Source organism: Pseudomonas germanica, assembly GCF_019614655.1.
In the GTDB taxonomy this organism is placed as follows: domain Bacteria; phylum Pseudomonadota; class Gammaproteobacteria; order Pseudomonadales; family Pseudomonadaceae; genus Aquipseudomonas; species Aquipseudomonas neuropathica.
In genome coordinates this window covers 5973071-5992974 of sequence record NZ_CP071586.1, presented here as the reverse complement: position 1 = coordinate 5992974, position 19904 = coordinate 5973071, and the positions used below count along the sequence as shown (strand labels likewise).

The window sequence follows — 19904 nt, the reverse complement described above, 5'->3', positions numbered from 1 at the left end:
TTTCGCGCGCAAGACACGAGGCACAGCATGCAAATCAAACTCGCCAACCCCCGTGGCTTCTGCGCCGGTGTGGACCGGGCGATCGAAATCGTCAACCGCGCCCTGGAAGTCTTCGGGCCGCCGATCTACGTGCGTCACGAGGTGGTGCACAACAAGTTCGTCGTTGAAGACCTGCGCAGCCGCGGGGCGATCTTCGTCGAAGAGCTGGATCAGGTGCCGGACGACGTTATCGTGATCTTCAGTGCTCACGGCGTATCCCAGGCCGTACGCACCGAAGCCGCCGGCCGTGGCCTGAAAGTGTTCGACGCCACCTGCCCGCTGGTGACCAAGGTGCACATTGAGGTGGCTAAATACAGCCGCGATGGCCGTGAGTGCATTTTGATCGGCCACGCCGGACACCCGGAAGTCGAAGGCACCATGGGCCAGTATGACGGCAGCAATGGCGGCGCGATTTACCTCGTCGAAGACGAGAAAGACGTCGCCGAGCTGCAGGTGCAGAACCCGGATAAACTGGCTTTCGTGACCCAGACCACGCTGTCGATGGACGACACCAGTCGCGTCATCGATGCATTGCGCACGCGCTTCCCGGCCATCGGCGGTCCGCGCAAGGACGACATCTGCTACGCCACGCAAAACCGTCAGGACGCGGTCAAGCAACTGGCCGACGAGTGCGACGTGGTGCTGGTAGTTGGCAGCCCGAACAGCTCCAACTCCAACCGTCTGCGTGAGCTTGCCGAGCGCATGGCCACACCGGCCTACCTGATTGACGGCGCGGAAGACCTGCAAAAGAGCTGGTTCGATGGCGTTGAGCGTATCGGCATCACCGCCGGTGCCTCCGCGCCGGAAGTACTGGTGCGTGGCGTGATTCAGCAACTGCAGGCTTGGGGCGCCACCGGTGCCGATGAGCTGGCCGGTCGCGAAGAGAACATCACGTTCTCGATGCCTAAAGAGCTGCGCGTGCGTTCGATCTGACGTTTTCGGTTTTTTGACACAGCGCCTGCTCAGTCTCTTGGCTGTTCAGGCGTACACGGCCGGTCGCCGCCAGTACTATCTGACGCTGGCTGACCGGCTCGCGAGCCGAGCAGACATGTAATGTCCCTGCCTGAAATGCCCGCCCGGGCATCAGCGGTTGCCCCAGACTGCTGAAACGTACGTAACGACTCACCGACCAATTGCCGACAATTGGCACCTGCGTGTCGCTCACAGTTTCTTGTAGCAGTGGATTGTTGCTGTCTTTCTGCCCCTTGCCGCTGATATCCAGAATGATCCGCCAGCCCTGACTCCAGTCGCCGTTGATGCCATGAATCACCACGCTCTGATTGCGCGTGATGGCCAGTGTGCGGGCGTTGCGAAGGCCATCGAGCAGTGATTGCGCCGCTTGATCCCGATGGTTCGATTCTCTGAGCGTGGCAAACGCCGGACTGACCAGCAGCAGAACAATTGCGCCAATCGCCAGTCCCATAAGCAGTTCTATCAGGCTGAAACCCTGTTGCGACATGAAAACTCCCTCCATGGAGTGAGATGAACGGCGCGCTCCGTGCGCCGGGCAGGGCAAATCAACCGACGCGGGCCGGTTGAATGTTCTAGCGTGTAGAAGCAGGTATAGCCGACGGCAACGGAGGGCATTGATGGATCTTCGTACAAAAGGTTTCACGCTGATCGAGTTGTTGGTCGCGATCGCGATCTTCGTGATCCTGATCACTCTGGCGGTGCCGGCGTTCACTCGTTCGGTTCAGGGCAGCAAGGCTGATACCGAGATGGGCGACCTGCAACGGGCGATCAACTTCGCCAGGCTCGAAGCCATCGACCGAGGCACTACCCTGCGTCTGCGCCCGACCGCCGGTGGCAGCGTCTGGGCCAGTGAGTTGTCGGTTTACGACAGTACTGGCACTTCGGCCAATGTGTTGCGGGTTGTTCCCGCGATGAGCAGTGGCGCAACTCTGACGCTACCCTCAGGAGTGACCGCACTGGATTTCAATAACCTCGGTGGTCTGGCAGCGCCGTCGACGGCGGTGACCATCAGTTACACGTTGGGAACGCAAAGCAGGACGCTGAATGTGTGTTTGAACGGACGAATTCAATTGGGTGGAAGTTGCGGATGAGGGCAGGGAGTCAACACGTACAGCAGGGCATGACGCTGATCGAGGTGCTGGTCGCGTTGCTGATTCTGACGGTCGGGCTGCTGGGCGCGGCAGCGGTGCAACTGAATGCGCTGAAATACACCGACAGCTCACGGATGACCAGTCAGGCCAGTTTCATTGCCTACGACATGATGGACCGCATCCGCGCCAATTCCGGCGCCGACTACAGCGTCACGCCGCCGACTTCGGGTAACTTGAGCGTTGCGCGTGATCAGGATCTCTACGACTTCTCGACCAACATCATCAATTTCGGCGGGCCGACCGCCACCGGCAGCATCACCCTCAATCAGCGCGTCTACACCATCACCATCAACTGGAGCGACGCACGGGCAGCCAACACCGCCAGTGCTCAACGCAGTTTTATCCTGACCAGCCGCGCTGCGGTTGATCCGGTGGCCACGCCATGAAGCAGCAAAACCGTGGATTCGGTCTGATCGAATTACTTATCGCTTTGGCATTGGGGCTGATTGTGGTGCTTGGCGTGGTGCAGATTTTCATCGCGGCGAAAAATACCTATGTCAGCCAGAACACTGCCGCCGCGATGCAGGAAGACGCGCGGTTCGTATTGAGCAAGATGATTCAGGAAATTCGCATGGTCGGGATGTTCGGCTGTCTGGGCACGATCCTCGATTCGAGCTCCGCGGGCGACTTCAACGCTGCGCAGGTCATGCCGATCAACTGGGACAATGCCAACCTGAAACTGACACTGGTGACCGCCGATATCGGCAGCGGCGGGGGCACGCCAACCTGGACGGTGCTCTCCGACTGCCGCAATAGCGCAACGGCCTATACCGGCTTGCGCTCCCCGGCGAGCGGGCAAATCGCGTTCCCGATCCGGCGTCTGATCTACAGCTTCAGCAACAATCAGATTCTCATGGGCACCGGCAGCGGCACACCGACCCAGCAGGTGTTGGTGAACAATGTCAGTGCATTCAACGTGACGTTTGGTCTGGCCAGTTCGGCGACGGATGTGGCGGCCTCGACCTACAGCGCCAACCCCGCCGATCCGGCGCGCATTCGCAGTGTGCGGCTGAGCCTGACCCTCAACGATCCGAACAATCGGGTGCGCAATCAAACCTTCAACGTGGTTGCCGCTTTGCGCAACCGCTTGCAGTGAGGGCGCGCTGATGAGGATTTCTCTTCACTCCCGTCAGACTCAGCAAGGCATGGTGTTGCTGGTCAGTCTGGTATTCCTGCTGTTGTTGACCCTGATTGGTTTGTCGTCGATGCAAAGCGCCAACCTGCAGGAAAAAATGGCCGGCAGTGTGAGCCTGCGCAATCAGTCGTTCCAGACGGCCGAGGCGGCTCTGCGTGTTGGGGAGAGCGCTGTGCAACTGGACAGTTATTCGCTCGCCGTGTGCAGCGGCACCACCCAATGCGCACCGCCGGCGGAGTCGTCGGTGGTCAGTGCGGCGGGGTTCAACTCGACCTCCGGGGTGACCTGGATCGCCGCCGGCAATGGTTTCTATGGTGTGCAGAACATCGGCACCACACTGACCGCCGTCAACGTGCCGAGCAACACCTCGGCGACGTTGTATCGCGTCACCGCTGTCGGCATTGCCGGCAGCTCGCGCAGTGTGGTGGAGAGTGTCTATGCGAAGTATTGAACGCTGCACATCGCTGCTGCTCGGCCTGCTGCTGAGCTTGTATCTGGCGACGCCCGTCTATGCATTCACGCCCTCTGATTCGCCGCTGTTGAGTGCTGCAGCGGTGCCACCGAATGTGATGCTGCTGATCGATGATTCGGGGAGTATGAACAGCATCATTTACGCCGCCGGATTTGATCCGAACATCAACCGTGCACCCGCCCGGCAGTGCAATGCCTTCCTGGGATTGTGCTCTGCGCTCAATGCTCCGCAGATCACCGGCGACACGGTGTTTCTATCGAGCCTGCCGACCTCCGGGTGCTCGGGCGGCGCCTATGCGTTCTACAACAACAGCGTGGCGCCGTTATGCCTGAAGCTGCCCGACCCCGTAGGCAATGAGAACACCCGATATTCCGCCGATTACATTTCCTATATCGTCGGCCTGGCCACGAGCAACGGCACCCGTGACTTCACCACAGGGGCGATTCCCAACGATTACCGAATGAACGTTGCGCGTAACGTGTCGACGGCGCTGGTCACCAGCAGTCGCACTTTGCGTATTGGTCTGTCGACTTTCAACCCGGTCACCAACAACGACTCTGGTAATGGCGGTTATATCGCCCGCTCGATCAGCGACTTGGCGCCGGTGTCCGGGAGCGTCACGCAGGCGCAGGCAGACACCAACTACAACGCGCTGATCTCATCGATCAATGGTTTGAGTGCCGTGGCCAACACGCCGTTGGCAGAAACCTACTATGAAATCACCCGCTACATGCGCGGTATGGCGCCTTACTACAACAGCACGCCCGCGACCTACACCAGTCCGATCCAGTACCGCTGCCAGAAAAATTATGGCGTGGTGATAACCGATGGCTTGCCGACCTTCGACCGTACCTTTCCGAGCAACGACCCATTGGGCGGCAGCCGGTTACCGAACTGGGACGGTGTCAGCAATGACGGCAACAACCTCTATGGCGACAAAGAAGGGGATACGCTGTATCTGGATGACATCGCCAAGTTCGCCTTCGATATCGACATGCGCTCGACCGGTACCGACGCGGCGGGCAAGAGTTGGAACGCGGTGGATTTTCCCAAGCAGAACATGAACACCTATACCGTGGGCTTCACCGCCGACAACGACATGCTCTCTGACGCGGCAAGTTACGGGCAAGGCCGGTACTATCAGGCCACCGACAGCACGGGTCTCAACAACGCGCTGTCCTCGGCATTGAGCGATATCACTTCCAAGGCCGGCTCCGGCGGGGCGGGCACCGTCAGTGGGACAACGATCAGCAGTGGCAGCAGCTTTTATCAGACCACTTACGATCCCAAGGACTGGCGCGGCACGATCAAGTCATTCGGCTTTACCTCGACCGGAACCGTTAATACATCGACAGCACTCTGGAACACTGACACGACAATCGTGCCAGGTGCGACCGCACCGACCTATCAGTCCTGGAACACCGCAAGCAACGCCGCTGTGACGCTGACCTACGGAAATTTTTCCGCCGCACAGCAGGCCACGCTGAATCAGGGCCTGCCCACCGGCATTACCGGGATTGACCTGGTGGAGTGGAGCAAGGGCATCAACAAAACCGGGCTCAAGTCACGCAGCGTGTTATTGGGCGACATCATCAATTCGCCATTGGTGCTGGCTTCACCTACCGATAAAACCGCCTCAGACCTGTCGGGCGATACCTCTTACACCTCCTACCTGACCACTAAAGCGGCGAACATGAATGCAAGCCTGGTGGTAAATGCCAACGACGGTTTCGTCAACGTGATCAACTCGGCCAACGGCACCCGGCGTTACGGTTATATGCCGTCGAGTGTATTGCCGTCGCTGTGGCTGATTGCCGATCCGAGCTACATCAACGGTGTCAGCCACAAGTTTCTGGTCGATGGCCCGGTCGGGGTTTATGACGCGCAATTCAACAGCGCTTGGAAAACCTTGGCCATCGGCGGCACCGGCGCCGGCGGTAAGACGTTCTATGCGCTGCAACTGTTCGACGCTTCGGCTGGTAACGTAATGCGTGCGCTGTGGGAAGTGAGTGGGCCAACGACTGCGAACACCGCCAATGTTTTCAATGATCTGGGTTATGCCTACGCCCGGCCGGAAGTGGCACGCTTGGCCGATGGTCGCTGGGCGGCGTTCATTTCCAACGGTTACGGCAGCAACTCCGGCGTGGCGGCGTTGTATGTGCTGGACGTACGCGATGGTTCGCTGATCAAGAAAATCGTAATCGACAGTTCGGAAACCACTAACGGTCTGTCGTCGGTGAAGCTCAAGGTCAATTCGCAAAATGTGGTGCAGGCTGCCTATGGCGGTGACTTGCGAGGGCGCTTGTGGAAGTTCGACCTCAGCGCTACTGCGCCTGAAAGCTGGGGCGTGGCGTTTTCCGGCAAGCCGCTGTTCACCACGGCAGGCGGCGCGAGTCAGCCGATCACCGCGCAACCATTGCTGGCGGACAATTCATTGGGTGGCAAACAGATTTTCGTCGGTACCGGTAAATTCAACGAAACTGCAGACAAGGCCAACAAGGATTTGCAGGCGTTTTACTCGGTGTGGGATGCCGATGGGGGCTCGGGACAGCTCACGGTCAGCAGTTTGCAGGCGCAGGCGATAACCGGTTCATTCTCCGGCAGCTCCGGGCAATTCCTGACCACAACTCAAAATGAGACGACTTATCCGGGGGAGAAGGGCTGGTATCTTCCGCTGGTGTACAACAACGTGCTGACTGGCGAGCGGGTGATCAATCAGGCGAGTATCGTGCTGGGCCGTATTGTCTTTACCACGGCGAGTGTTGATACCACTGATCCCTGTGCGAGTTTTGGTACCGGCAAACTGGTCGAACTGGATGCGTTCAGCGGTAAGATGCTCAATTACGCCGTGCTGGACACCAGCTCTGACGGTTTGGTCGACAGCAATGACTCGATCTCCAGCGGAGTGATATTCACCGGTGGCATTCCGACCCTGAACTTCGTCTCCAGCGATGGCAAGCGCAAGGGGACGACCGACACCAGTGGCACCATCACGATCATTGTGGAGAAGGGCGGCGGCGGCAGTCGTCGTATCATGTGGCGGCAAATACAGTAAGTGAGAGTTTGAGGCATGCGCAGATTCAACCGAGGTTTCACCCTGATCGAAATCATGATCGTGATTGCGATCATCGGTATCGTCATCACCATCGCCGCACCGAGCTATACCGAATACGTAAAAAAAGGCCGCCGCGCTGAAGTGGTGGGATTGCTCTCGGAGCAGGCGCAAACCCTCGAGCGTTTCTACACCAAGAACAATGTCTATACCGGCATCACTGGTCTGAGTACGGGTAATGATTTCTACACGATTATCCCGACCATCGCTGACCAGACCTTCCTGCTGACCGCTACCCGTAAAACGGGTACCTCCATGGCCACCGACAAGTGCGGGGATTTCACCCTGACCAACACCGGTGTCCGCAGCATGAACAACGCGACCACCGGGCTGACCACCAAGGATTGCTGGGGCCGCTGAGGCGCTTTCTTTCGGGTGCCATTTGCGCCCACTGTCTTATTTACGGTTGGATCAAACATGACCAGGCAACAGCAAGTGGTGATTGTCGGTGGCGGAGTGATTGGCCTGCTGACCGCCTACAATCTCGCCTCCGAAGTGCGCAGTGTGGTGCTGCTCGATCGTTCGAACCTCGGCCAGGAATCGTCTTGGGCCGGCGGCGGTATCGTTTCGCCGTTGTATCCGTGGCGTTATAGCCCGGCGGTCACGGCGCTAGCGCACTGGTCGCAGGACTTTTATCCACAGCTCGGCGAGCGATTGTTCGCTGACACTGGAGTGGATCCTGAAGTGCACACCACCGGCCTGTACTGGCTGGATCTGGACGATGAAGCCGAAGCACTGGCCTGGGCCGAGCGGGAGAACCGTCCGCTGAGGGCTGTGGATATCTCGGCTGCGCATGATGCGGTGCCGGTGCTTGGTGGCGGTTTCTCGCGGGCGATCTACATGGCCGATGTCGCCAACGTGCGCAATCCGCGCCTAGTCAAATCACTGAAAGCTGCACTGCAGGCATTACCGAACGTGACCATTCACGAACAGTGCGAAGTCAGCGGCTTTGTCCAAGAGGGCGAGCAGGTAATTGGCGTCCAGACATCGATGGGTGTAATCAAGGGCGATCAGGTCGTGCTGACGGCAGGGGCGTGGAGCGGTGATCTGCTGAAGACGCTGGACCTGACGTTGCCGGTCGAACCGGTCAAAGGCCAGATGATTCTCTACAAGTGCGCGGCGGACTTTTTGCCGAGCATGGTATTGGCTAAGGGCCGTTATGCGATTCCGCGTCGTGACGGGCATATCCTGATCGGCAGCACGCTGGAGCACGAAGGTTTCGACAAGACGCCGACCGATGTGGCCCTGGAAAGCCTGAAGGCTTCAGCGGTTGAGTTGTTGCCGGCGCTGGCGGATGCCGAAGTGGTCGGGCACTGGGCGGGGTTGCGTCCGGGTTCGCCGGAGGGGATTCCCTACATTGGCCGGGTGCCGGGGTTTGACGGGTTGTGGTTGAACTGCGGGCATTACCGCAATGGACTGGTGCTGGCGCCGGCGTCGTGTCAATTGTTTGCCGATGTGATGCTGGGGCGCACGCCGATAATTGATCCGACGCCGTATGCGCCGGAAGGCCGCATTTAGTCTGATATTTCTCTGTAGCCTGGCAGATCGCTTTCGCGAGCAGGCTCGCTCCCACAGTTGATCTTTGTCGATCACAAAATCCAATGTGGGAGCGAGCCTGCTCGCGAAGGGGCCCTCAATCCAGACCGAGTTTCTTCAGCCGATAGCGCATCGAACGAAACGAAAGACTCAACCGCTGCGCCGCCGCCGTGCGATTCCAGCGCGTTTCTTCCAGCGCCTGCAAGATCAGCTTCCGCTCGACGTTCTCCAGATAATCTTCCAGATTATCGATCTGGGTCAGATCGGCAATACCGCCATCTGCCGCGCAGTTGCCTTCGCTCAGACGTAAGTCTTCAGCCTCGATCGTGCGGTTTTCACACAAGGTGTGCGCCCGTTCGAGAACGTTCTCCAACTCCCGCACATTCCCCGGAAACCGGTAATTCTTCAGCGCTTCCAACGCCTGCGGATGCAAGCGTGCTGCCGGCTGGCCGGTGTCCTTGGCCAAACGCTTGAGCATACTGGCCGCCAGCACTTCAATATCATCACGCCTTTCGCGCAGGGACGGCACGCGCAGTTCGATCACGTTCAAGCGGTAATACAGATCCTGACGGAAGCGTTCGGCCGCCACCTCCGCGTCGAGATCCTTGTGCGTGGCGCAGAGAATCCGCACATCGACCACGCTTTCCTGCTGGCCGCCGACACTGCGCACGGCTTTTTCCTGAATCGCCCGCAGCAGTTTGACTTGCATCGACAACGGCAAGTCCGCCACTTCATCGAGAAACAACGTACCGCCATGGGCTGCCTGAAACAACCCGGGCTTGTCCTCGACCGCGCCGGTGAAACTGCCTTTGCGATGTCCGAAGAATTCGCTTTCCATCAGCTCGGAAGGAATTGCCCCACAGTTCACCGGCACGAACGGCTGGCCGGCGCGCGGCCCTTGTTCATGGATCAGCCGCGCGACCAGTTCCTTGCCGCTGCCCGACTCGCCACTGATGTACACCGGCGCCTGGCTGCGAGCGAGTTTGTCGATTTGCTTGCGCAGAATGCGCATCGGTGGCGAATCGCCGAGCAAGCGCCGATCAATGGAGGTAAAGCTGCCTCCCGCCGCCGGCATGCGCAGGGCTGTGCCGACCAGTTCGCGCAGGCGCGTAAGGTCGACCGGTTTGGTCAGGAAGTCGAAAGCACCTGCTTTCAAAGCGTTGATGGCCGTTTCCAGGCTGCCATAAGCGGTGATCATCGCCACCGGCAGTTGTGGATAACGTTGCTGAATGTGCTGCACCAGCTCCAGCCCCGTACCGTCGGGCAGGCGCATGTCTGTCAGGCACAGATCGAAACTCTCGCGGTTCAGCAGCGCCTGGGCTTCAGCCAGATTGCGTGCGCTGTAGGTGTCGAGCTTCATCCGTCCCAGGGTGATTTCCAGGAGTTCGCGGATATCCGGTTCGTCGTCGACGATGAGAATTTTTTGCCGTGGGCTCGTATTCAACTTTGTTTCCGTCCGTGAGCAAAGGTGATGCGAAAGCAACCGCCGCCTTGGCGTGACTGAAAGTCTAGGCGCGCTTGGTTGCTTTCGCACAGCTCACGGGACAGATAAAGCCCAAGGCCGGTGCCCTGGCTGCTGGTGGTGAAGAAGGGTTCGAACAGATGTGTCTGTTCATCGGCAGGCACGCCGGGGCCGTTGTCCTGCACTTCGAGGACCGCCAACTGGCTGTCGGGATCACTGAACAACGAGAGCCAGACTTCGGCCTGATCATGCAGCAGGGCGCTGTGGCGCCAGCCATTGCGTAGCAGATTGTCGAGAATTTGCGTGAGCTGGTTCGGGTCCATCAGCGTGGTGAAATCTCCCGAATTGATCCGCAGGTGAATCTGCTGGCGTTCGCTGGCCTGTTCACGACTTTCGACAACGAAGTTTTCCAGCCATGGCTTGAGATCCAGGCGTTGCGGCGCGCTTTGCTGGCGGCGAGACAGTTGCAGGACGTTTTCGATGACTCGGTTCATGCGCTGGGAGTGGTCTTGAATGATCTGCGTCAGACGCCGATCCGCGCTATCGAGTTCCTCGGACTCAGCCAATAGCTGCGCGGCGTGACTGATGGCGCCCAACGGATTGCGGATCTCGTGGGCGATGCCGGCGGTCAAGCGCCCGAGTGCGGCGAGCTTAAGTTGCTGGGCTTGCTGGGCGATTTGCGCGAGGTCTTCGAGAAATACCAGGGTTTGCTGGTGGGGGCTTTGTTCGAGGGCAATGAAGCTCGGTTGCAGTTCCAGGCCGTTGCCGGGGATTTTCAGACTCTGCGGGCGCAAGGTCGGGTTGTTCAGCCACAGTTGCAGGCGATCGACCAGCGCCGTGGAATAGTCATCGATCAAATGCCCCTGAAGGTGCGACTGCGCGAGCAGGGTTTGCGCGCTGTGATTGGCCAGTTGCACTCGCCGCGCCTCGTCGAGCACCAGAATGCCGGTGCGCATGCGTTGCAGGATCAGCGCGTTGAGGGCTTCGAGGCTGACCACTTCACTGGCACGTTGCTCGGCAAGGGTTTCGCTGACTTCGAGGCGGCGGATCAGTCCCTGCACCAGCAACGACGCGGCAAAGCACAGCGCACCGAGGGTGCCGGCCTGCAAGTATTCATTGGCGCTAAGGGGATGGTTGAAGCCGAGCAGGAAGCTCGAGCCGACGATGCCCAGCGCACCGATGGCGGCGATCAATAGCCCGATGCGCCGCCGTAGCAGGGTGTTGCTGATCGCCACCGAGACAATCAGCAAATTGCCCAGCGCACTACCGACGCCGCCCGCAGCAAAGAACAAACCGCATAAAAGCAGGACATCGACGAGGGCCAGACTGAACAGCTGCGCTGGCCGTCGGGTGTTCTCAAGGAACACCACCAACAGAATGTTGAGGATCAGATACAGCCAACTGCCACCGCGCAGCAATTCGTCGTTGGCCGACGTCAGCAGGCGGTTGTCCATGTTGCTGGAGATCAGCAGCACCAGCGTGATGCCGATACTCAAGCGGTAGAGATGATAAAGGCGCAGCAGGCGCTGCGCCTGTTTGCTGTCGGCGTGGGTGGCCTCAGCGATCACGGGTACCCGGGCCTTGCTCAAGGTGAGCCTGGCTGCAATACCACTGTTGTTGCACGCTCAGCGCGCGGTCGCGCGGCAGATGCACGCCGCAATGGGCGCAACGCACCATCGGTGGGGCGTCCTGTTCGCGAGGGGCACGGTTGGATTGGTTGGACGCGGCAGGCGCCTTGAATTTACGCCACAACCATATCGCGGCAAAAATCACGACGATCCAGAACAATAAACGAAGCATGATGAGCGGCTTTCCGACTGATGATCCGGCAGTTTAGCCAAGCTCCCGACAAGCGCACAGCCTATTAACGCGCGGCAATAAAAAAGGGAGATCCGCAGATCTCCCTTTTCGGTGCAAACGGTGTGATCAGTCGAACACGCCGAAAGTCATGTAGCTGAACCACGAGCGGTCGGTGTTGCTCGACTCAGGCTCTGGCTCTTCGATCACGTCGCCGTTTTCGTCTTTAGGCTTGAGCTCGTTCGGAATCGCGTCTTTCGCGTCCTGGAACTGCTTCTGCACGTCCTGGTTGGCGCGGGTTTCTCCCGGCGGCAGCGGTGGACGCGACTCGATCAGACCCAAAGTCGCCTTGCTCAGGAACGAACGGTTGTCGGCTTCGGCAACCCGTGGCACGAACTGGCCGTCTTGCAGGCTCGGGTGGTTCGGGTAGTTGAGCTTCAGGGTTTCCAGACTGGTGGCTGCCAGGTCGTCCAGGTGCAGACGCTGGTAAGCTTCAGTCATCACCGCCAGGCCGTCGCCGACCGATGGGGTTTCCTGGAAGTTTTCCACTACATAGCGACCACGGTTGGCAGCGGCTACGTAAGCCTGACGGGTCAGGTAGTAGTCGGCCACGTGGATTTCGTAGGCGGCCAGCAGGTTGCGCAGATAAATCATGCGCTGCTTGGCGTCCGGCGCGTAGCGGCTGTTCGGGTAGCGGCTGGTCAGCTGGGCGAACTCGTTGTACGAGTCGCGCGCGGCGCCCGGGTCACGCTTGGTCATGTCCAGCGGCAGGAAGCGCGCCAGCAGGCCGACGTCCTGGTCGAAAGACGTCAGACCTTTCAAGTAGTACGCGTAATCCACGTTCGGATGCTGCGGGTGCAAACGAATGAAACGCTCGGCAGCGGATTTTGCTGCTTCCGGCTCGGCGTTCTTATAGTTGGCGTAGATGAGCTCCAGCTGTGCCTGATCGGCGTAGCGACCGAACGGATAACGCGACTCCAGAGCCTTCAGCTTGGCTGTGGCGCTGGTGTAGCTGTTGTTGTCCAGGTCAGTCTGAGCCTGCTGATACAGCTCGGCTTCGCTGAGGTTTTCGTCTACGACTTCCTTCGATGAGCAAGCAGCGGTCAATGCGAGGATGGCGATCAGCAGCAGGTGTTTCACTTGCATGGCGGCTTGCGTCCCTATGACGGCCGCTGTCTTGGGCGGGGCCGTCCTGTTATGATGAGCGCCCCGTTGAAAAGCCTCGGGGCAAAAGACGCCGTATTTAACCACAAGCGCGCAGCCGAAACCAAAAGCTGTGCCGACGCACAGTCAGAGCATGTCCGATAAAATTGAACTTCGCGCAGAGGTGCCGTCCGAATTGGGCGGCCAACGCCTCGATCAAGTCGCTGCCCAACTCTTCGCTGAGCACTCTCGCTCGCGCCTTTCCGCCTGGATCAAAGAAGGTCGCCTGACTGTGGACGGGGCGGTCATCCGCCCTCGCGACATCGTGCACGGCGGTGCCATCCTTGAGCTGACTGCCGAGCAGGAAGCCCAGGGCGAATGGATCGCCCAGGACATCGAACTCGACATCGTCTATGAAGACGACGACATCCTGGTGATCAACAAGCCTGCGGGCCTGGTGGTACACCCGGCTGCCGGTCACGCCGATGGCACGCTGCTCAACGCGTTGCTGCACCATGTGCCGGACATCATCAATGTCCCGCGCGCCGGTATCGTGCATCGTCTGGACAAGGACACCACCGGTCTGATGGTGGTGGCCAAGACCATTCAGGCGCAGACCAAGCTGGTGACGCAACTGCAGAGTCGCAGCGTCAGCCGCATCTATGAGTGCATCGTGATCGGTGTGGTCACCGCTGGGGGCAAGATCAACGCCCCGATCGGTCGCCACGGCCAGCAGCGCCAGCGCATGGCGGTGATGGAGGGCGGCAAGCCTGCCGTCAGTCACTACCGTGTGCTGGAGCGCTTCCGCTCGCACACCCACGTACGGGTGAAGCTGGAAACCGGTCGTACTCACCAGATTCGCGTACACATGTCGCACATCAACTTTCCGTTGGTCGGCGATCCGGCGTATGGCGGCCGTTTCCGCATTCCGCCAGCGGCTAACCCGACGATGGTTGAATCCCTCAAGCATTTCCCGCGTCAGGCCCTGCACGCGCGCTTCCTTGAGCTGGATCATCCGACGACCGGTGAGCGCATGAGCTGGGAGTCACCGCTGCCGGAAGATTTCGTCTGGCTGCTGACCCTGCTCAAACAGGATCGCGAGGCCTTCGTCGGATGAACTGGCTGACGCCGGACTGGCCTGCGCCGGCCAGCGTCAAAGCCTGCGTCAGCACCCGCGAGGGTGGCGTCAGCGAGGCGCCGTTCGACAGCCTCAATCTGGGCGATCATGTCGATGATCGTCCTGAGGCTGTGGCCGAGAACCGTCGGCGCCTCACCGATCACTTCTCTATACAGCCTGCCTGGTTGCAGCAAGTGCACGGAATTGCCGTGGCGCATGCGGATCCGGGCATTGTTGCGACCGCAGACGCCAGCTGGACAGCAACGCCGGGTATCGCCTGCGCGGCGATGACGGCGGATTGCCTGCCAGCATTGTTCTGCGATCGTGCCGGCACTCGTGTAGCGGCGGCTCATGCCGGTTGGCGGGGTCTGGCGGCGGGTGTGCTGGAAGCTACCCTCGACAGTCTCGATGTTCCGGCCGCAGAAGTGCTGGTCTGGCTCGGCCCTGCCATTGGCCCCAAAGCCTTTGAAGTCGGCCCGGAAGTACGGGAAGTCTTCATCAATCAACTGCCTGAAGCAGCAGAAGCCTTCGTACCGAGCGACAATGCCGGCAAGTTCATGGCTGACATCTATAAGCTGGCGCGCCTGCGTCTGGCTGAACGTGGTGTCACAGCGGTTTACGGCGGTGGTTTCTGCACCGTGACCGATCCACGCTTCTTCTCCTATCGCCGTGCGTCACGCACCGGTCGCTTTGCCTCCCTCGTTTGGCTCACCCGCTAAACTGTCTGATCTGCATCAACCCTCTGACGCTTGAATCTTGCAGAATCGACCGCATCTATAGCGGTATCTGGCAGGTTTCTTTATTCAGGATGGTTTTTAGGTCCGGCCTGCTCAAAAGGAAGGTGACTTATGCGAATAGACCGTTTAACCAGCAAATTACAGTTGGCCTTGTCCGACGCCCAGTCGTTGGCTGTCGGCCACGATCATCCGGCGATTGAGCCGGCGCACTTGATGCAAGCCATGCTTGAACAGCAGGGTGGTTCGATCAAGCCTCTGCTGATGCAGGTGGGCTTCGACGTCAACAGCTTGCGTAAAGAGCTGACCAAAGAGCTCGACCAATTACCGAAAATCCAGAACCCGACCGGCGACGTCAACATGTCGCAGGATCTGGCGCGCCTGCTCAATCAGGCTGACCGTCTGGCCCAGCAGAAGGGCGACCAGTTCATCTCCAGCGAACTGGTGCTGCTCGCCGCAATGGACGAGAACAGCAAGCTCGGCAAGTTGCTGCTCGGCCAAGGCGTGAGCAAGAAGGCCCTGGAAAACGCGATCAACAACCTGCGTGGCGGCGAAGCGGTAAACGACGCCAACCACGAAGAGTCGCGGCAGGCGCTGGATAAATACACCGTCGACCTGACCAAGCGCGCCGAAGACGGCAAGCTTGACCCGGTGATTGGCCGTGACGACGAAATTCGTCGCACCATTCAGGTTCTGCAACGCCGCACCAAGAACAACCCGGTGCTGATCGGTGAGCCTGGTGTGGGTAAAACCGCGATTGCCGAAGGTCTGGCCCAGCGCATCATCAACGGCGAAGTCCCGGACGGCCTTAAAGGCAAGCGTCTGCTCTCGCTGGACATGGGCGCGCTGATTGCCGGTGCCAAGTATCGCGGTGAGTTCGAAGAGCGCCTGAAATCGTTGCTCAACGAACTGTCGAAGCAGGAAGGGCAGATCATTCTGTTCATCGACGAACTGCATACCATGGTCGGCGCCGGTAAAGGCGAAGGCTCGATGGATGCCGGCAACATGCTCAAGCCTGCGCTGGCTCGCGGTGAGTTGCACTGCGTTGGCGCGACCACGCTCAACGAGTACCGCCAATATATAGAGAAGGATGCGGCCCTCGAGCGACGCTTCCAGAAAGTTCTGGTGGATGAGCCGAGCGAAGAAGACACCATTGCCATCCTGCGTGGCCTTAAAGAGCGTTACGAGGTTCACCACAAGGTGGCAATCACCGACGGTGCGATCATTGCTGCTGCCAAGCTCAGCCATCGCTACATCACTGACCGGCAGTTACCGGACAAGGCCATCGATCTGATCGACGAGGCCGCCAGCCGCATCCGCATGGAAATCGACTCCAAGCCGGAAGTGCTCGATCGTCTGGAACGTCGCCTGATTCAGTTGAAGGTGGAATCCCAGGCGCTGAAGAAAGAAAGCGACGAAGCGGCGATGAAACGTCTGGAGAAACTCCAGGAAGAAATCGTCCGCCTCGAACGCGAGTATTCCGATCTGGAAGAAATCTGGAACTCGGAAAAAGCCGAGGTGCAGGGTTCTGCGCAGATTCAGCAGAAGATCGAGCAGTCGCGGCAGGAACTGGAAGCCGCGCGCCGTAAAGGTGACCTCAACCGTATGGCTGAATTGCAGTACGGGGTGATCCCGGATCTGGAACGCAGCCTGCAAATGGTCGACCAGCACGGCAAGAGCGAGAACCAGTTGCTGCGCAGCAAGGTGACTGAAGAAGAAATCGCTGAAGTTGTGTCGAAGTGGACCGGCATCCCGGTGTCGAAAATGCTCGAAGGCGAGCGCGACAAGCTGATGAAGATGGAAAGCCTGTTGCACAAACGGGTGATCGGTCAGGAAGAGGCCGTGGTCGCCGTCGCCAACGCGGTACGCCGTTCGCGTGCCGGGTTGTCCGACCCGAATCGTCCGAGCGGCTCGTTCATGTTCCTCGGCCCGACCGGTGTCGGTAAAACCGAGCTGTGCAAGGCGCTGGCCGAATTCCTCTTTGATACGGAAGAGGCGATGGTGCGGATCGACATGTCCGAGTTCATGGAGAAACATTCCGTGGCTCGCCTGATCGGTGCACCACCGGGATACGTCGGCTACGAAGAGGGTGGTTACCTGACTGAGGCGGTGCGTCGCAAGCCTTATTCGGTGATCCTGCTGGACGAAGTCGAGAAGGCGCACCCGGATGTGTTCAACATCTTGCTGCAAGTGCTCGAGGATGGTCGCCTGACCGACAGCCATGGCCGTACGGTGGATTTCCGCAACACCGTGATCGTCATGACTTCGAACCTGGGGTCGGTACAGATCCAGGAACTGGTCGGTGATCGTGAGGCTCAACGTGCTGCAGTCATGGATGCGCTGACGTCGCACTTCCGTCCGGAGTTCATCAACCGGGTCGACGAAGTGGTGATCTTCGAGCCTTTGGCGCGGGATCAGATCGCGGGCATTACCGAGATCCAGTTGGGCCGTCTGCGCAGCCGTCTGGCCGAGCGCGAGCTGAAGCTGGAACTCAGTCCAGAGACGATGGATAAGCTGATCGCCGTTGGCTACGACCCGGTGTATGGCGCACGTCCTTTGAAACGGGCAATTCAGCGCTGGATCGAAAACCCGCTGGCGCAGTTGATCCTCTCGGGTCACTTCATGCCGGGCGACACGGCAACCGGCACTGTCGAGAACGACGAAATCGTTTTCAACTAAGCCTGAGCGCCAATGAAAAAAGGAGGGCCCCACATTGTGGGGCCTTTTTTTTCGTTAGGCTGTTGAACTCAAAGGAAAAGGCTTGTAAAGTGCGCCCCGCAGTCAGTCGCCAAGACGGTCTCAGCTCACTGAGTTGAAATCTGAAATAAGTTGCAAATCATTAACTTGAAAGCAATTTAGGGGGTTGACAGAGGTGTTCTAGGTTGTAGAATAGCGCGCCTCAGACACACGAACGCAGCGATGCGAACGAGTGGCTAGATGCAGTAAGTTTCACCGTTGTAAATTGAAATATGTAGTTCCGTGATAGCTCAGTCGGTAGAGCAAATGACTGTTAATCATTGGGTCCCAGGTTCGAGTCCTGGTCACGGAGCCAATTTCAAGCCGGGGTATAGCGCAGTCCGGTAGCGCGCCTGCTTTGGGAGCAGGATGTCAGGAGTTCGAATCCCCTTACCCCGACCATTTTTGGGTCGTTAGCTCAGTTGGTAGAGCAGTTGGCTTTTAACCAATTGGTCGTAGGTTCGAATCCCACACGACCCACCATTTTTGAAACCAGTTTGCGCTGGGATCGAATCTTAAGATCAGAGGCCAAAAGCGCTGATCGAAGAAGGCGATCTTTGAAAGGTCGCCTTTTTTTTACCGGGGTATAGCGCAGTCCGGTAGCGCGCCTGCTTTGGGAGCAGGATGTCAGGAGTTCGAATCCCCTTACCCCGACCATATTAAAAATCCTCGTATCGAAAGATACGGGGATTTTTTTTGTCCGACAAAAACTCATTTCCCCTTCAAGTCATCATACAACCTGCCGATAGCCCGCTAACACGAGGGGACTGCCATGGCTTTCGCCCCTTGAATCTGGCCAATACAAGAATAAGGGCGTTCGTCATGTTGCTTCGTCAGTTGAATATTGCTCCCCGGGCGGCCCTGGGGTTCGCCCTGATCGCGGTGTTGGTGGCCTTGCTCGGCGTGTTTGCGCTCGGGCAGATGTCGAGTATTCGCGACAGTGAAGTCGCGGTGGAAAATCAGTGGCTGCCGAGTATTCGTGGCGGCGACGAGATTCGCGAGATCATGCTGCGCATCCGCACCATCTCGCTGCGCATGGCGCTGGATCAGGATCCGGCCAACATTGCGACTTACCGCAGCCAGATGGACACCCGCGACAAGGAGCTGAGCGAGAAAATCGCCGCCTACGACAAACTGGTCAACACCCCGGAAGGCCAGCAGCTATATGACCAATTCAAAAAGACCTTCGCCGCTTATCGCAGCGGTATCGCTCAATCCTTCGCCCTCGCCGAGCAAGGCAAACGTGATGAGTTGACCCGGTTGTTGCTGGTCGACATGAAAACCGTCGTCGATGGCTCCGGCAAGCAACTCAACGACCTGGCAGACCTGTTCGCCAAACAGGTCGCCGCCGAAAGCCAGAAGTCCGCTGCGCACTATGAAAACTCGCGCACGATTGTCAGTTTGTTTATTGCGTTGGCCGCGCTGGCCACGGTGGCACTGGCGATGATGCTCACCCGCAGTATCGTTCGTCCGCTCAGCAGCGCCGTCAGCGCAGCTGAAAGTGTCGCGCAGGGGGATCTGACCCGGCCGATCGAAACCCATGGCAACGATGAAGTCAGTCGCTTGCTCAAAGCCTTGGCGACCATGCAGCAAAACCTGCGAGAGACGCTGCAAGGCATCAGCGGTTCGGCCACGCAACTGGCGACCGCTGCCGATGAACTCAATGCGGTGACGCTCGACAGCACCCAGGGACTGCAACAACAGAACAACGAAATCGAACAAGCCGCGACGGCCGTCAACCAGATGACGGCAGCAGTGGAAGAGGTCGCACGCAATGCGGTGTCGACGTCTGACGCGACCCGTCAATCCAGCGAGTCGGCGCATCTGGGCCAGGTGCGGGTCAGTGAGACTGCCACGGCCATCAATGCACTGGCCAGCGATGTGCAACAGACCGGTGAGTTGGTGCAATCACTGGCCAATCAATCGCAGGACATCGGCAAAGTGCTGGACGTGATTCGGGCGATTGCCGAGCAGACCAATTTGCTGGCGCTCAACGCGGCGATTGAGGCGGCGCGGGCCGGTGAGAGCGGGCGAGGCTTTGCCGTAGTCGCCGATGAAGTGCGGGCCCTGGCGTATCGCACGCAGCAATCGACGCAGGAGATCGAGCAGATGGTCCAGGGCATGCGCAGCGGTTCGAGCCTGGCGCTGGATTCGATGCAGGCCAGTACCGCGCGGGCGACGACCACGCTGGCCTTGGCTGAGCGCGCCGGTGAGGCGCTGCAAACCATTACCGCGTCGGTGCATGAGATCCATGAACGCAATCTGGTGATCGCCAGCGCAGCTGAAGAACAAGCGCAAGTAGCCCGGGAAGTGGATCGCAACCTGGTGAATATTCGTGATTTATCGGTACGTTCTGCCGCAGGTGCTGACCAGACCAGCGCGTCCAGCCATGAGTTATCGCAACTGGCCAATGCCTTGCAGGGCATGGTACGGCGCTTCCAGTTGTAAACGGGCAGACGTGAAAAAGCCGCGTTTCTTTCAGGAGAAGCGCGGCTTGT

17 protein-coding genes, 4 tRNA genes and 1 pseudogene are annotated in these 19904 nt (G+C 59.1%); 17 read left to right on the top strand and 5 right to left on the bottom strand.

What is annotated here, in order from left to right; genetic code table 11:
* Window positions 1–27 precede the first annotated feature (27 nt).
* Window positions 28–972 (top strand): 4-hydroxy-3-methylbut-2-enyl diphosphate reductase, encoded by a 945-nt coding sequence (gene ispH / locus J0G10_RS26555; protein ID WP_095048702.1) that lies wholly within the window; start codon window positions 28–30, stop codon window positions 970–972.
* Here the strand turns inward: ispH and J0G10_RS26550 are convergent.
* Entirely contained in the window at window positions 944–1498 is a 555-nt protein-coding gene (locus J0G10_RS26550) for a GspH/FimT family pseudopilin (protein WP_220557015.1), read from the bottom strand. The genes ispH and J0G10_RS26550 overlap by 29 nt on opposite strands.
* 130 nt (window positions 1499–1628) lie before the next feature.
* Here J0G10_RS26550 and J0G10_RS26545 point away from each other — a divergent pair, with 130 nt between their 5' ends.
* Genes J0G10_RS26545 through thiO form a run of 7 tightly spaced genes read left to right on the top strand, consistent with a single transcriptional unit; the run spans window position 1629 to window position 8399 of the window.
* Window positions 1629–2102 carry a GspH/FimT family pseudopilin gene (locus tag J0G10_RS26545; RefSeq protein ID WP_095048700.1) on the top strand — a complete coding sequence of 158 codons (474 nt, stop codon included), beginning with the start codon at window positions 1629–1631 and terminating at the stop codon, window positions 2100–2102.
* The gene (gene pilV, locus J0G10_RS26540; RefSeq protein ID WP_220557014.1) at window positions 2099–2548 is read left to right on the top strand and encodes a type IV pilus modification protein PilV; all 450 of its coding nucleotides are present in this window, start codon (window positions 2099–2101) and stop codon (window positions 2546–2548) included. The genes J0G10_RS26545 and pilV overlap by 4 nt, the downstream gene beginning before the upstream one ends.
* Complete coding sequence (locus tag J0G10_RS26535; RefSeq protein WP_095048698.1) at window positions 2545–3258, top strand: PilW family protein; 714 nt, start codon at window positions 2545–2547, stop codon at window positions 3256–3258. Before pilV ends, J0G10_RS26535 begins: the two co-directional genes overlap by 4 nt.
* A gap of 10 nt (window positions 3259–3268) precedes the next feature.
* Window positions 3269–3748 carry a pilus assembly PilX family protein gene (locus J0G10_RS26530; protein WP_095048697.1) on the top strand — a complete coding sequence of 160 codons (480 nt, stop codon included), beginning with the start codon at window positions 3269–3271 and terminating at the stop codon, window positions 3746–3748.
* The gene (locus J0G10_RS26525; protein ID WP_220557013.1) at window positions 3735–6824 is read left to right on the top strand and encodes a pilus assembly protein; all 3090 of its coding nucleotides are present in this window, start codon (window positions 3735–3737) and stop codon (window positions 6822–6824) included. Before J0G10_RS26530 ends, J0G10_RS26525 begins: the two co-directional genes overlap by 14 nt.
* A gap of 15 nt (window positions 6825–6839) precedes the next feature.
* Window positions 6840–7241, top strand: a complete 402-nt coding sequence (locus J0G10_RS26520; RefSeq protein WP_220557012.1) for a type IV pilin protein — start codon at window positions 6840–6842, stop codon at window positions 7239–7241.
* A 57-nt stretch (window positions 7242–7298) separates the two neighbouring features.
* Window positions 7299–8399, top strand: a complete 1101-nt coding sequence (gene thiO / locus J0G10_RS26515; RefSeq protein ID WP_220557011.1) for a glycine oxidase ThiO — start codon at window positions 7299–7301, stop codon at window positions 8397–8399.
* A 115-nt stretch (window positions 8400–8514) separates the two neighbouring features.
* On the opposite strand, the gene J0G10_RS26510 is transcribed toward thiO, so the two are convergent.
* The 4 genes from J0G10_RS26510 to J0G10_RS26495 form a co-directional block, all read right to left on the bottom strand.
* Entirely contained in the window at window positions 8515–9861 is a 1347-nt protein-coding gene (locus tag J0G10_RS26510) for a sigma-54-dependent transcriptional regulator (RefSeq protein WP_220557010.1), read from the bottom strand.
* On the bottom strand, window positions 9858–11447 hold the full coding sequence (locus J0G10_RS26505) for a sensor histidine kinase (protein WP_095048692.1): 1590 nt from the start codon (window positions 11445–11447) through the stop codon (window positions 9858–9860). The genes J0G10_RS26510 and J0G10_RS26505 overlap by 4 nt, the downstream gene beginning before the upstream one ends.
* A complete protein-coding gene (locus tag J0G10_RS26500; protein ID WP_093434843.1) occupies window positions 11437–11679 on the bottom strand; it encodes a PP0621 family protein in 243 nt (80 codons plus the stop codon). The genes J0G10_RS26505 and J0G10_RS26500 overlap by 11 nt, the downstream gene beginning before the upstream one ends.
* Before the next feature lie 126 nt (window positions 11680–11805).
* Entirely contained in the window at window positions 11806–12822 is a 1017-nt protein-coding gene (locus tag J0G10_RS26495) for an outer membrane protein assembly factor BamD (protein ID WP_093434846.1), read from the bottom strand.
* Window positions 12823–12973: 151 nt separating this feature from the next.
* Between J0G10_RS26495 and rluD the strand changes: the two genes are divergently transcribed.
* From rluD to J0G10_RS30420, 9 genes and pseudogenes are all read left to right on the top strand, one after another.
* Complete coding sequence (rluD, locus tag J0G10_RS26490) at window positions 12974–13936, top strand: 23S rRNA pseudouridine(1911/1915/1917) synthase RluD (protein WP_016986220.1); 963 nt, start codon at window positions 12974–12976, stop codon at window positions 13934–13936.
* Window positions 13933–14655, top strand: a complete 723-nt coding sequence (gene pgeF, locus J0G10_RS26485; RefSeq protein ID WP_095048691.1) for a peptidoglycan editing factor PgeF — start codon at window positions 13933–13935, stop codon at window positions 14653–14655. Before rluD ends, pgeF begins: the two co-directional genes overlap by 4 nt.
* Before the next feature lie 129 nt (window positions 14656–14784).
* A complete protein-coding gene (gene clpB / locus J0G10_RS26480) occupies window positions 14785–17349 on the top strand; it encodes an ATP-dependent chaperone ClpB (protein WP_095048690.1) in 2565 nt (854 codons plus the stop codon).
* A 297-nt stretch (window positions 17350–17646) separates the two neighbouring features.
* A tRNA-Asn gene (locus J0G10_RS26475) sits at window positions 17647–17722 on the top strand.
* 9 nt (window positions 17723–17731) lie between these two features.
* A tRNA-Pro gene (locus J0G10_RS26470) sits at window positions 17732–17808 on the top strand.
* Between the two features lie 5 nt (window positions 17809–17813).
* A tRNA-Lys gene (locus tag J0G10_RS26465) sits at window positions 17814–17889 on the top strand.
* A gap of 97 nt (window positions 17890–17986) precedes the next feature.
* Window positions 17987–18063 (top strand) — tRNA-Pro (locus tag J0G10_RS26460).
* Window positions 18064–18228: 165 nt separating this feature from the next.
* Window positions 18229–18999 (top strand): annotated as a pseudogene (locus tag J0G10_RS30425) (MCP four helix bundle domain-containing protein); the annotation flags it as partial.
* Complete coding sequence (locus J0G10_RS30420; protein ID WP_371044025.1) at window positions 18991–19854, top strand: methyl-accepting chemotaxis protein; 864 nt, start codon at window positions 18991–18993, stop codon at window positions 19852–19854. The pseudogene J0G10_RS30425 and the gene J0G10_RS30420, both read left to right, overlap by 9 nt.
* Window positions 19855–19904: the final 50 nt, after the last annotated feature.